The 12,112-nt window shown below is 71.3% G+C and carries 11 protein-coding genes; 4 read left to right on the forward strand and 7 right to left on the reverse strand.

Annotation, left to right across the window (positions count from 1 at the left end):
• Window positions 1–10: 10 nt before the first annotated feature.
• From ABD652_RS00525 to ABD652_RS00550, 6 genes are all read right to left on the reverse strand, one after another.
• Window positions 11–679 (reverse strand): response regulator, encoded by a 669-nt coding sequence (locus tag ABD652_RS00525; protein ID WP_344717232.1) that lies wholly within the window; start codon window positions 677–679, stop codon window positions 11–13.
• Complete coding sequence (locus ABD652_RS00530) at window positions 676–1,821, reverse strand: sensor histidine kinase (RefSeq protein WP_344717234.1); 1,146 nt, start codon at window positions 1,819–1,821, stop codon at window positions 676–678. The genes ABD652_RS00525 and ABD652_RS00530 overlap by 4 nt, the downstream gene beginning before the upstream one ends.
• A 20-nt stretch (window positions 1,822–1,841) precedes the next feature.
• Window positions 1,842–2,669, reverse strand: a complete 828-nt coding sequence (locus tag ABD652_RS00535) for an ABC transporter permease (RefSeq protein ID WP_344717235.1) — start codon at window positions 2,667–2,669, stop codon at window positions 1,842–1,844.
• Entirely contained in the window at window positions 2,656–3,600 is a 945-nt protein-coding gene (locus tag ABD652_RS00540) for an ABC transporter ATP-binding protein (protein WP_344717236.1), read from the reverse strand. The genes ABD652_RS00535 and ABD652_RS00540 overlap by 14 nt, the downstream gene beginning before the upstream one ends.
• Window positions 3,597–4,079, reverse strand: a complete 483-nt coding sequence (locus tag ABD652_RS00545; protein WP_344717237.1) for a hypothetical protein — start codon at window positions 4,077–4,079, stop codon at window positions 3,597–3,599. Before ABD652_RS00545 ends, ABD652_RS00540 begins: the two co-directional genes overlap by 4 nt.
• A 698-nt stretch (window positions 4,080–4,777) precedes the next feature.
• Window positions 4,778–5,617: a DUF4352 domain-containing protein gene (locus tag ABD652_RS00550; protein WP_344717238.1), complete on the reverse strand. Its 840-nt coding sequence runs from the start codon at window positions 5,615–5,617 to the stop codon at window positions 4,778–4,780.
• 184 nt (window positions 5,618–5,801) lie between these two features.
• On the opposite strand from ABD652_RS00550, the gene ABD652_RS00555 reads away from it, so the two are divergent.
• The 4 genes from ABD652_RS00555 to ABD652_RS00570 all read left to right on the forward strand — a co-directional run bounded on the left by ABD652_RS00555 (window position 5,802) and on the right by ABD652_RS00570 (window position 11,075).
• Window positions 5,802–7,025, forward strand: coding sequence for a sensor histidine kinase (locus ABD652_RS00555; protein ID WP_344717239.1), 1,224 nt, complete (start codon window positions 5,802–5,804; stop codon window positions 7,023–7,025).
• 61 nt (window positions 7,026–7,086) lie between these two features.
• Window positions 7,087–7,758, forward strand: coding sequence for a response regulator transcription factor (locus ABD652_RS00560; protein ID WP_344717240.1), 672 nt, complete (start codon window positions 7,087–7,089; stop codon window positions 7,756–7,758).
• Window positions 7,759–7,799: 41 nt separating this feature from the next.
• Entirely contained in the window at window positions 7,800–10,019 is a 2,220-nt protein-coding gene (locus tag ABD652_RS00565) for a S9 family peptidase (protein ID WP_344717241.1), read from the forward strand.
• 78 nt (window positions 10,020–10,097) lie between these two features.
• On the forward strand, window positions 10,098–11,075 hold the full coding sequence (locus ABD652_RS00570; protein WP_344717243.1) for a class I SAM-dependent methyltransferase: 978 nt from the start codon (window positions 10,098–10,100) through the stop codon (window positions 11,073–11,075).
• A gap of 33 nt (window positions 11,076–11,108) precedes the next feature.
• Here the strand turns inward: ABD652_RS00570 and ABD652_RS00575 are convergent, their stop codons facing one another.
• Window positions 11,109–12,110, reverse strand: coding sequence for a DUF2332 domain-containing protein (locus ABD652_RS00575; protein ID WP_344717244.1), 1,002 nt, complete (start codon window positions 12,108–12,110; stop codon window positions 11,109–11,111).
• Between the last annotated feature and the right edge of the window lie 2 nt (window positions 12,111–12,112).

The following is a 12,112-nucleotide window of genomic DNA, read 5'->3' on the forward strand; positions in this document are numbered from 1 at the left end:
CCGACCGACGTCACACCAGCCCCCACTGGTGCGCGAGGACGACGAGCTGGGCCCGGTCCCGCGCCTCGGTCTTCGCGAGGATGCGGCCCACGTGCGTCCGTGCCGTGGCCACGCTGATGGTCAGCGCCTCGGCGATCTCCGTATTGCTCGACCCGCGGCCCACGAGCCCCATCACCTCCGTCTCCCGCGCGGTCAGCTCTGCCGCAGGGCCCTCCGCCGGCATCGCCGGTACCGGCCGCGAGGCGTCGTCCGCGCCCTGGAGAAATCGTCGAACCAGCATCGTCGTCGCCCGCGGAGAGAGCAGCGACTCTCCGGAGGAGACCACCCGGAGCGCGTCCACGAGCCCGGTGGGCGGGGTGTCCTTCAGGAGGAAGCCGCTGGCCCCACCGCGAAGCGCAGACACGACGTAGTCGTCGTTCTCGAACGTCGTCAGCACGATGATCCGCGTGCCGACGAGCGCCGGGTCGGCGGTGATCCGCCGAGTGGCTTCGAGCCCGTCGATGCCGGGCATCCTGATATCCATGAGGACGATGTCGGGACGGACACGTCGCACGACGTCAACGGTCTGCAGACCGTCCGAGGCCTCCCCCGCGCACTCCAGACCGTCCTCGTTCTCGATCAGCGTGCGCAGCCCCATGCGCATCAGTTCCTGGTCGTCGGCGACGACGATGCGGATCATCGCGGCTCCTCCACGGGGATCGTGGCTCGCACCCGGAACTGCCGCGACGCGTGCTCTACGCGCTCCGGGGCCTCCTCCGACTCGGTGACCCCGGCCTGAAACTCCCCGCCCAGGGCACGCACACGGTCCTGCATGCTGCGCAATCCCATCCCCGCCGCGCCGAACGGGTCCTCCGGGGGCCGGTCGCGGCACGGATTCGTCACGGTGATCTCGAGCTGTCCTGCGGTGCGGGTCGATGCCACGTGAGCCGTGCCGTCGGCACCGTGCCGCAGGGCATTCGTGAGCGCCTCTCGGAGCACTCGATGCCCGACGGAACGCACCTCCGGCGGCAGCGGCTCCCGGAGTCCCTGCCCGGTCGCCTCGACCTGCAGCCCGGCCGCGGCCATCCGCTCCACGAGGTCGTCGACGGCGAGCGGCCGCGGGGCCAGTTCCTCGGATCCTTCGTCCTCTCGGACCGACCGCAGCGTGCCGCGCACCTCCTCCAATGCTTCGGCGGCCGTGCCGCTGATCCTGTGCAGGGCCGACTCGGCCTGCTCAGGGCTGCGCGAGAGCACATGGAGGGCGACGTCGGCCTGCATCTTGATCGCGGCCAGTCCATGACCGACGACGTCGTGGACGTCCTGGGCCAGACGCAGGCGCTCTTCGTCAGCATGACGGCGAAGCTCCTGCCGCCGGGCGGCAGCCTGCTGCAGACGGGTCACCCGCACGGCGATTCCGATGCTGCAGGGAACGGCGGCCCAGGCCAGCGCGAAGCCCAGTCCCGGCCAGAGCGAGTCCTCCAGGACAGTGTGCGGGAGCAGGACCGCGGCGGCGAGCGCGGCTGCGATCGTCGCCGTCGTCGTCGGCGACAGCGTCGCCACGGAGTAGACCGCCACCGCCACGGCCAGGAGCACCGGTCCGGGCGGGTGGCCGAGCAGCAGGTGCGTCGAGGTCGTGACCGCGCAGACGGCCAGGACGAGGAACGGGCGACGCCGTCGCAGCACCAGGCTGATCGGTGCGATCAGCACCAGCGCCACGGGGAGCACGTCCGGGCCCGATCCCTCCGCCGTCCGGAGCGTGAAGACCGTTCCGAAGCTGACCACTACGGCCAGGGCGACGGCCAGCGCCACGTCGCCTCGCGAGATCCGCGCGGTCTCCGGCATCCTCGATTCGTCTCCGTCCGTCAGCAGACATCCCTATGGTGGACGAGCCAACCACTGATCAGCGTCGATGTCAGCAGGTAACAGACCAGGACCAGAGCCGCCGGTCCGGCGTCGGCGACGACTTGGACGCCCGGCGCGCTGTTCGCTGCGCCGACGGCGGCGACGACCGATCCGACGGCCGGGCCCGGCAGGAGCCACTGGGCCTCCGCATACCAGGAGAGCAGCGGAGCGGCCAGTACGGAGAGCAGGTTCTGCACTGCCAGGATCCAGACCAGCCCGATCCCGATCGGCAGCGCGACGGACCGGGCCGCCGTCGCCAGCAGCGCGCCGACCGCGCCCCACATCGTCAGTGCCAGCCATCCCGTGCCGTAGGCGCGGACGACGTCGACGATCGGCGGCCAGTCCACCGGCATCCCCTCGATCAGGGCGACGGTCAGGCTCGCCGCGGCTGCGACGCCGAAGAGGAGAACCAGCATCACGGCTGCGAACGCCGTCACGGCGATCAGCTTGCCGCCATGGACGACGAGCCGACGGGGCTGCTGGACGAACACGGTCGTCCAGGTCCCCTCGACGTGCTCGGATCCCGCGATGAGCGCTCCTGCCGTCAGCGCGAGAGCTCCGGCGAAGACCGGCAGCGGGCCCAGCGGTGCGGCGAGGAACTGCTCCGGCAGCATGCTGCTCAGAGCACGATCCTCCCCCGGGCCGCCGTCGGCTCCCACAGCGGGGATGATGTAGGCGAAGGTCAGCATGAGCAGGCACCCCACGCCCAGGATCACCCCGAGCGCCGGACGGCGGCTCTGCACGGTCGCTTCGGCGCGGACCGCCGCGGCCAGGTCACGGATCATCATGGTCCTCCGTCAGTCGCAGGAACATCTGCTCGAGGTCCGGCTCGCACCAACTGAGCTCGGCGACGGCGTGGCCGGACTCGATGAGCAGCTCGTTGAGCTCGGCGGCCCGATACGGACCAGTGGCGATGAGGAGACGCTCGCCGTCCTGGCGCACTGCGGCGCTGCCAACTCGGCCCGCCAGCAGACGACGGGCGGACTCCTGTGGCTCTGCCAGCACGTGCAGGGCGCCGCCGCTGCGCAGCTGTGCCACGGTCGACTCCATGACCATCTCCCCGCGGCGGATGATGCCGACGCGGTCGCAGATCTGTTCGACCTCGCCCATCAGGTGGCTGGAGAGCAGCACCGTGCGACCCTCATCGGCCAGGCGACGCAGCAGCCGCCGCATCTCCACGATGCCGGCGGGATCGAGGCCGTTGGCGGGCTCGTCGAGGATCAGCAGCCGAGGATCCTTCAGCAGTACCGCGGCCAGGCCGAGTCGCTGGGTCATGCCCATCGAGAACGCCGTCACAGGTTCGTCGGCACGATCGGCGAGGCGGACCGCGTCCAGCGCCTTCCCCACCCTCTCGCGGGGCACGCGGGCGTGGTGGGCCAACGCCTGAAGGTTCCGCCGTCCGCTCAGATGCCGGCGAAAGGCCGGTGCCTCGATCAAGGCGCTGACGCGGCTCAGCGACGCGGGCCCGACGGGCCGTCCGAAGAGGCGGATCGACCCGGCGGTCGGCCGCACCAGCCCCATGAGCATGCGCATGGTCGTCGTCTTGCCGGCACCGTTGGGCCCGAGGAAGCCATAGACCTCCCCGCGGACGAGCCTCAGGTCGAGCTGGTCGACGGCGGCTGCGCCCCGGTACCGGCGCGTCAGCCCCATGACCTCCGCCGGAGGCGCCGAATCTCCGGGATCCGCAGACCCGTGTGGCGCGAGGCGGTGGGTGGTCATACCGTCCTCCTTTCGGGCTCCGTCCGGTGGGAGCCGCGGATCCGTCCAGGGCGGCGATACACCGCGAGGACGAAGGCTGTCAGCAGCATCGTCGGAGCGACGAGCGCAGGGCCGAGAAGCTCCGGGGCCAGACCGACGATGGCGTCGCCGGCCGCGACTGCCGGGGCCAGGGCCGCAGCGTCGTCGAGGCCGGGTCGCAGCGCGAGCATGATGAGGAGGCCCATCACGACGGTGATCACCAGTTTGAGCAGCACCCACCAGTACCGGAGCAGTCCGTAGCGGCTGCCGAGTCCGAGTGCCGCCCCCGAGATGAGGGTGACCAGGCTGGCGCCGGCCATGGGCCATACCGCGATGCGACCGGCGACGGTCAGGGCGCCGCTGACCGTGGTGGGATCGTCGCCGAACATCGCGGTGAACAGCAGGATGCTCAACGCGATGTCGACGCCGAACCAGAGCGCGGCGGCGAGGATGTGGGTCAACAGGACAGCTCGGCGGATATCGGGACGGAGTCGGCGGCGTCTCCGAATGCCGACGATCTCAGGGGCAGAACTGCGGATCATGACGACCTCCCGTCACGCGGATGTCCGTGGATGCCGCCAGTCTCGGTCCGGGCGGCGGTGCTGGTCGTCAGCGCGTCGACGTATCTTCTCCTGCGTCACGGCGCGCAGTCGTGCGCCATCTGCTGCTCCGCCCTCCGCAGGAGTCCGGCGACTTCGCAGGATCCCGACGCTGACGCCACAGCTGCTGCGCGACTCTGGACGTGCGGTCGTCGAGTCCCCGCTCGCGTCACTGGACACGCTCACCGAGGCCCGCCTCGGAGAGCTCATCGAGGAGCTGTGGGATCCGCCGGCGACGCGCGGGACCCGGCTGGTGAGCATCTCGTGGGACGCGCTGGCGCTTGTCTCGCAGGCGGCCAATGCGGTGGGGATGGAGCCGTCCGCGCGCGAGCGGTGACGACGGCGCCGGGCTGCGGCGGGGCCGGGGTTGCGCCATGGTCATGAACTTTTCGCCAGGTCACGGCGCTGCATCTCCGTGAGATGGCGAAAGCGCCGTGATGATCGGAACGACGACGGCATGGACGCCGCCGGCGGATGGCCCGGCCGGTTCCCCCGCGGCATCGGACCATCCGTCGGCGTACGCTCCAGGTGCTCGCCTGCGAGCACCTGGACCGGGCGGCTCAGTCCACAGCGACGAACACGTCGTCGGCGAGCATGCCCGGCGAGACCTTCAGCGTCCCGTCCTCGAGGCTGTCGGCGGGAACCTGCAGGGCGATGTTTCCGGTGGTCGAGGCGCCCTCGTACAGCGTGCTCATCGAGTCGAAGCTGTTCGGAGCCATGGCGGACATGTCAGTGCCGTCGAAGGTGTTCCCCTCCGGGGAGACATACGCGACGCTCGTCATCGGCATGCTGCCCTCGGGGTCGTCCCCGGTGTACTGCACGGTGATGTCGACCAGGATGTAGGTGTGTCCCTCCTCCGGAGCCTCGTTGAACTCGTTCTCCGCCAGGACGGCGTCGGTGGCGTCCAGATCCACGCTGTTGACCGTCACCGCCCAGTCGGAGCTGGAGATCTCCGCGCCCGGCGCGTAGGGGTTCGCCCGGGTGCCCTGCTCACCGTCGGCGGCCTCCTCAGATCCGGCGTCCTCGGACCCGGCGTCCTCGGACCCGGCCTCCTCGGCGTCGCTCGCATCCGCCTCAGGATCCGAGACGGTGGTCTCGTCCGAGAAGGCCTCGTCGAAGGAGTCGGCGACCACTGCGAAGAAGACGACGACTCCGATGACGGTGCCCACCACGGACACGACCAGCGCGGCGATCCCGGTGCCGCGTTTCCTGTCCCGCAGGAACAGGGACACCAGCGCCAGGATGAACGCGATCGGCAGCAGCACCCAGCCGAGGATCAGCGCCCCCGGGATGCAGGCGAAGATCGTTCCGAGGATCGCGGTGATCAGGGCGATCAGGCCCAGGACGTTCCGACCGGGTCCGGAGGCGACGGCGGCGGGTTCAGTATGAGTCGTGGTCATCGGGGGTACCTGCTCTCTTCTCTGGAGTTCTGCGAGTGATGCACGTCGATGTGCTCTGACGAGCCTCGCGGACCCCCGCCCCGCCGCGGAACGCCGGATCGGGCCGAGAAGCATGCCCGATCGGGCAGACTTCGCGCCCCGATCCGGTCTCCGACCAGCGGCGGGATCTCATTACACTGGCGGAATGCTCCCGCGAACCTGGCCCCGGACCGTGCGCGCCGTCGTCTCCGGTCTCATCGTGCTCACGATGATCGTCGTCGGCCTGCTGGTCCTGGTGTCGGCGACGATGACGGACCCCGCCCTGGCCGACCCCGCCACCGGGGAGGCCACGGACTTCGGCGTCGTCATGGCGGGGCTGGGCATGCTGGCGCTGCTCACCCTGCCCCTCTACCGCCACGCTCCGCTGGTGCCGATGCTCGCCGGCACCGTCGCCGCGCTGCTGCTGGGCCTGGATCCCTTCGTGCTGGCGGTGGGACTGACGGTATGGATCGTCCGGGCTCGCCGCCGGTGGCACTGGGTCGTCGCGGCGGCCGGGGTCGCCGTGATCCTGATCAGCGCGGGCCTGCACCTGCACGCGCTCTCCGGCTGGCCGGACGAGGAGCACCGACGCACCGGTCAGATCACCGTCGTCGCGCTGACTGTGCTGTGCCTCGGCCTGGTGCTGGGCATCTCGCTGTGGACCCGGCAGCGCCGCTCCGCCGAGGCCGCCGAGGCCCAGGCCCGTGCCGCCGAGCACACCAGCGAACAGCTCTCCGAACAGCTGACCCGCCGGCGAGAGCGCGACGAGCTGGCCCGGGAGGTGCACGACACCCTCGCCTCCGACCTCTCCGGGCTCTCCCTGCACGTGGGCGGGCTGGAGAAGGCCGTCCAGACCACCCAGGACCCCCAGCTCCGCGAAGGGCTGCGCACCACCCGCGACTACGCGGACCAGGCGCTCACCAACCTGCGCGCCCTGCTGACCTCGCTGCGGGAGAGCGGAGCCGACGACGACGCTCCCGCACCCGCACCCCAGGGGATCACCGACCTGCAGGCGCTCTTCGAGGAGGCCTCCGCCCAGGGGGTGCAGGTGCGCCCCTTCGTGCTGGTGGACGGCTACTCGACCGCACCGCAGGCCCTGCAGCACACCGTCCGCCGCATCACCGGGGAGGCGCTGACCAACGTCCTGCGCCACAGCAGCGATCGTGCCGCGGAGGTCAGCATCGCCGGCTCTCCCGGCCGGGGCATCGACCTGCGGGTCAGCAATCGCACCGCGGACTCGGCCCGTTTCACCTCAGGCTCCGGCACCGGGCTGACCGGCATCCGGGAACGGGCCCAGCTGCTGGGCGGCACGGCGGAGGTCCAGCACGCCGACGGCCTGTTCACGCTCACTGTGCACCTGCCGTGGGCGGCGGACGACGCCGACGCCTGAGCCGGACCCGGAACCGTCCTGCTCGCGACGCCGGCCACCGCCGCGTTGGTAGGCTGTCGGGGTGCAGATCTCCGTGGTGGCAGTCGACGACGACCCCCTGGTCCTCGGCTCGCTGCAGAACATCCTGGTGCCGGAAGAGGATGTCAGCGTCCTCGGCACCGCCGGCACCGGGCAGGAGGCCGTGGCGGCGGTCCGGGCCCACCAGCCCGACGTCGTCCTGATGGACCTGCACCTGCGCGGCGCCCTGGACGGAGTCGAGACCACTCGTCGCCTCCGCAGACAGCTGACCCCGCCCGCCGTGCTGGCGGTGACCAGCTTCGACACCGACCGCTACCTGCGCGGGGCCCTCGACGCCGGGGCCACGGGCTTCCTGCTGAAGACCGACGCCCCGGACCTGTTGGCCACGGCGATCCGCATGACCCACGACGGCGACCCGATGATCTCGCCGGCCATGACCTCCCGGCTGATCGCCAGCTATGTCACCCCGACCACCGACCGGGTGTGCCAGGACGCGCGCCACCAGGTCACCGGACTCGCCGACCGCGAGCTCCAGGTGGCCGGCCTCATCGGAGGCGGCAAGACCTATCAGGACATCGCCGAGACGCTGCACCTCTCCCCCAGCACGGTGAAGTCCACCGTCCGCCGCGCGATGGACAAGGTCGGGGCCGACACCGGCGCCCATCTCGCCGTCATCGTCGCCCAGGCCCGGCTGGACGTCGCCGACGGCAGGTGACCGATCGGAGGCGGCGCCGCTCCACCTGATTGAATGGAGCCATGTCTGACGCCCCCACTCCCCCGCAGGCGACGCAGGTCCCCGTCGAGCGCACCCACCACGGCGACACTGTCGTCGATCCGTACGAGTGGCTCCGGGACAAGGAGTCGCAGGAGGTCCTCGACCACCTGCACGCCGAGAACGCCTACACAGAGGTAGTCACCGCCGACCAGCAGTCGCTGCGTGACACGTTCTTCGCCGAGACCAAGCACCGCACTGTCGAGACGGACCTGTCCGTGCCCTCGCGGCAGGGCGACTGGTGGTACTTCACCCGCACTATCGAGGGCGAGCAGCACCCGGTCTTCTGCCGCGTGCCGGCCGCGCCCGACGACGGCGGGCTGGCCGCCTGGACGCCGCCGGAGGTCGAGCCCGGCGTCGCACTGGCCGGCGAGGAGACCTACTTCGACACCAACGCCGAGGCGGCGAAGCACCCCTTCTACCAGCTCGGCGGCATGACCCGTGATCAGGCCGGACACCTGCTGGCCTACAGCGAGGACACCTCCGGCGACGAGCACCACTCGTTGCGCTTCCGCGACCTGAGCTCCGGCGAGACGCTGGACGAGGCGGTGGAGAACGTCCACGGCGGCCCGGTGCTGGACCCGGCCGGCGAGCGCGCCTACTACATGGTCGCCGACGCCGCCTGGCGCCCCCACCAGCTCTGGGTCCACACCGTCGGCACGCCGGCCGCCTCGGACCGGATGCTGCTGCAGATCGACGACGAGCAGCTCTGGACCGGCATCGAGACCTCCGCCGACGAGCGCGAGCTGCTGATCATCTCCGGCAACGCCGAATACGACGAGTCCCGGCTGCTGGACCTCACCGCCCCCGACGCCGAGCCGCAGCTGCTGATCAGCGCCGCCCGCCGGCTGCTGCACACAGTGGAGCCGATCGAGCTCGACGGCGACGGCGTCCTGCTGATCACGCACAACCAGTCCGGCGCGAACAACGCGCTCTCGCTGACCTCGACCGCGGCGCTGCGCGCCCAGAGCGAGGACGAGCCGCTGGATCTGGGCACCACTGTGCTGCCGCATGAGGAGACGGTGAAGCTCGAGGGCGTGGCCGTCACCGCCGCCGAGGTGCTGGTCAGTTCCCGGCGCGACACGATCGAGTCGGTCCAGCGCCTGCCGCTGGCCACGCTGCGGGCCGTCCGCGACGGCGCGACCCCGACGCCGACTTCGCAGCTGGACGGGCTGCGCTTCGACGCGGACCTCTACACCTGCTTCCTCGCCTCCGCCCGCTACGAGGCCCCGCTGTTCCGCGTGGCCTACACCTCCTGGTTCACTCCGCCGCGAATCTACGACATCCCTCACCCGACATCCGGAGAGGGCTCCCCGGAGCCGATCCTGCGCCGCGAGACTCCGGTGCACGACGTCGACCTGGACGCCTACCGCGCCACGCGGATCTGGGCACCCACCGACGACGTCGACGCCTCCGGAGCTCAGGTCCAGATTCCGGTGACGGTCCTGCACCACCGCGACGTGACCCCGGACAGCGGCAACCCGACGCTGATCTATGGCTACGGCTCCTACGAGATCAGCATGGACCCGTCGCTGCAGATCGCCTCGCTGTCGCTGCTGGACCGCGGGATCGTCGTCGCCGTCGCCCATGTCCGCGGCGGCGGCGAACTGGGCCGCGGCTGGTACGAGGACGGCAAGAAGCTGGCCAAGCCCAACACCTTCCGCGACTTCGTCACCGCCACCGACCACCTTGTGACCACCGGCTGGGCCGATCCCGAGCGGATCGCCGCCTGGGGCGGCTCGGCCGGCGGACTGCTGATGGGCGCCGTGGCGAACATGGCTCCGGAGAAGTACGTCGCGATCGTCGCGCAGGTGCCCTTCGTGGACAACCTGACCTCCATCCTGGATCCGGATCTGCCGCTCTCGGCCCTCGAGTGGGAGGAGTGGGGCAACCCGATCACCGACGAGGACGTCTACTGGTGCATGAAGTCCTACTCGCCGTATGAGAACGTCCACGACGCCGCCTACCCGGCGATCGCGGCGGTGACCTCGCTCAACGACACCCGCGTGCTCTACGTGGAGCCGACCAAGTGGGTGCAGCGGCTGCGCGAGCACCAGCAGGGCGAGGCGCCGATCGTGTTCAAGATCGAGATGGACGGCGGCCACGGCGGCGCCTCGGGCCGGTACGAGGCCTGGAAGGACCGCGCCTGGGACTACGCCTTCATCGCCCACCACCTGGGTGTGGCCGCCGATGCCGGACGCTGAGTGGTCACTTCTGACGGTGACGCACGGCGTGTCGACCCCGAGATCCGGTCATTCGTGACCACTCACGGCAGGAGGACGATGGCTGAGGAGATCGCCGACGACGGCACGGCGGCCGACGCGCCCGGCGACGCCGTCCCCGCTCCGCTCCCCGAGCACGCCTGGACCGAGGACCCCGACTATGTCCGGGTCTACGACGTCGAGAACGCCGGCGGCTGGGACCACGACTTCTACGCCGAACTGATCGGCGAGCTGGTCGGAGTCTCGGTCGACGACGGCGCGTGGTCCGGCGGGCCCGCCGAGGCCGTCGCCGCCGGCGGCGGCGGCGAGCACGTCCTCGACCCCGCCCATGCCCCGCACGTCGCCGACATCGGCTGCGGCACCGGCGTGCTGGGTCTGCGGCTGGCCGCCGCGGGGATCCGGGTCACCGGTGTGGACCCGTCCCGGGCGATGATCGACGCCGCCGAGGCGCGCACCGCCGCCTCCGGGCTCGAGGAGCAGGTGACCTGGCACCACGGCTTCGCCGACCGGCTGCCGACGGCGAGCGCCGACGTCGTGCTCATGGAGGGCCACGTCGCCCAGTACTTCCTGGAGCGCTCGGCCTGGGACGAGGTCCTCGCCCACGCGCATCGGGCCCTGGTCCCCGGCGGCGCGCTGACCTTCGAGTCGCGCAATCCCGAGGGTCTGGAGCTCGACGTCTGGGATGAGGAGCACACCCGGGAGACCCAGGAGCACCCCGACGGCGGGACCTTCGACTCGTGGATCGAGCTGGTCAGAGTCGCAGGGGAACAGGATGTCGCCGGAGAGCAGGTCGAGCATCCGGCGGGGCCCGAGGACGGGCAGGACGACGGCCCGCTGGTCACCCATCGCGGCCACATGGTCCTGCCCGACGGCCGGCACGTCACCACCGAGGAGACGCTGCGCTTCCGCCCTCTGGAGGTGCTGCGCGGCTCGCTGGAGCGGGCCGGCTTCGTCGTCGAGCAGCTCTGGGGCGACTGGGACAGCGAGGAGCTCGACGCCGACTCCCCGGAGATCATCGTGCTGGCCCGGAAGCGCTGACCGCTCCGTGCCCACGACCCGCCGCGACCCCGCTCAGCGCACCAGCTGCCGCGCGTACTGCCCGTGCGGGCCGGTCCGGGCGATCGGCTCGCCGTCGAGCGCGAGGATGAAGCCGGTCGCGTCGCGGTCCTCCTCGGGCAGCTGCTCGGCGATCTCCGGCAGCACGCCGATGCCCTCGTTGCTGATCCAGCGCGCCCCGGCCGCACGCACCTGCTCGACGAAGCGCCGTCGTTCCTCGGGCGACAGGTAGACCAGCACCGCCGAATGCATCACCACCGGGGTGGCGCCCGCGGGCACGCGGGCCAGCAGGTCCGGCAGCTCGGCGTTGAGGTCGCCGCCGACCAGCTCGGGCTGCCGGGCGGAGATCAGCTGCGCGCCGGCGTCGATGCGTTCGAGCCGGTGCTCCATGCCCGGCCAGACCAGCATCTCGAGCCAGGCGAGGTCCTCTTCGCGGGTCAGGTCCAGCGGATTGAGGTCGACGCCGCCGCGCCAGACGATCTCCGGCAGCGCCTCCGGCGGATCCACGCCTTCCAGGCCGCAGTCGATCTCCAGATCCGTGGTCACCGGTCCGCGCGGGACCAGCTCGACCGGGCCCTCCGGGGTGCCGTAGCGGAACGTCCAGGCGTCCGGGTAGAGGCACAGCCCGGCGGAGGCGCCGACCTCGATCAGCGCGACCGGCCCCTCGATGCGGGACAGCGCCAGATTGGTCACCGCGTTGCGCCCGGGTTCGTTGGTCTGGGTGCGCCGGAGCCGCATGGTCTCGACGACGTCGTGCCAGCGGGCCAGCACCTGGGCCCGGGCGTCGGACCAGGGCTTCAGCGGCGTGCCGTGCAGCCGGGCGGCGGCGAAGAGCAGATTCGCCTGCCGCTTGTCGCCGGGCAGGGCGAGCAGCCGCTCGAGGATCTCGTCGTCGGCGGCGACGCCGAGGCCCCAGTCCTCGTAGAGCACCGAGACCGGTGCGGCCTCCACCTCGGCGAAATGGCGGAAATGCTCGCGCAGGCGGTCCAGACCGCCGTCGGCCGGAATGTCTCTCATAC

This window comes from Nesterenkonia halobia, from assembly GCF_039536005.1.
In the GTDB taxonomy this organism is placed as follows: Bacteria; Actinomycetota; Actinomycetes; order Actinomycetales; family Micrococcaceae; genus Nesterenkonia; species Nesterenkonia halobia.

Bases quoted from the DNA above. Each gene is read 5' to 3' on its own strand.
- ABD652_RS00525 (WP_344717232.1), bottom strand. From the start codon at position 679: ATGATCCGCATCGTCGTCGCCGACGACCAGGAACTGATGCGCATGGGG.
- ABD652_RS00530 (WP_344717234.1), bottom strand. From the start codon at position 1,821: ATGCCGGAGACCGCGCGGATCTCGCGAGGCGACGTGGCGCTGGCCGTC.
- ABD652_RS00535 (WP_344717235.1), bottom strand. From the start codon at position 2,669: ATGATGATCCGTGACCTGGCCGCGGCGGTCCGCGCCGAAGCGACCGTG.
- ABD652_RS00540 (WP_344717236.1), bottom strand. From the start codon at position 3,600: ATGACCACCCACCGCCTCGCGCCACACGGGTCTGCGGATCCCGGAGAT.
- ABD652_RS00550 (WP_344717238.1), bottom strand. From the start codon at position 5,617: ATGACCACGACTCATACTGAACCCGCCGCCGTCGCCTCCGGACCCGGT.
- ABD652_RS00555 (WP_344717239.1), top strand. From the start codon at position 5,802: ATGCTCCCGCGAACCTGGCCCCGGACCGTGCGCGCCGTCGTCTCCGGT.
- ABD652_RS00565 (WP_344717241.1), top strand. From the start codon at position 7,800: ATGTCTGACGCCCCCACTCCCCCGCAGGCGACGCAGGTCCCCGTCGAG.
- ABD652_RS00570 (WP_344717243.1), top strand. From the start codon at position 10,098: ATGGCTGAGGAGATCGCCGACGACGGCACGGCGGCCGACGCGCCCGGC.
- ABD652_RS00575 (WP_344717244.1), bottom strand. From the start codon at position 12,110: ATGAGAGACATTCCGGCCGACGGCGGTCTGGACCGCCTGCGCGAGCAT.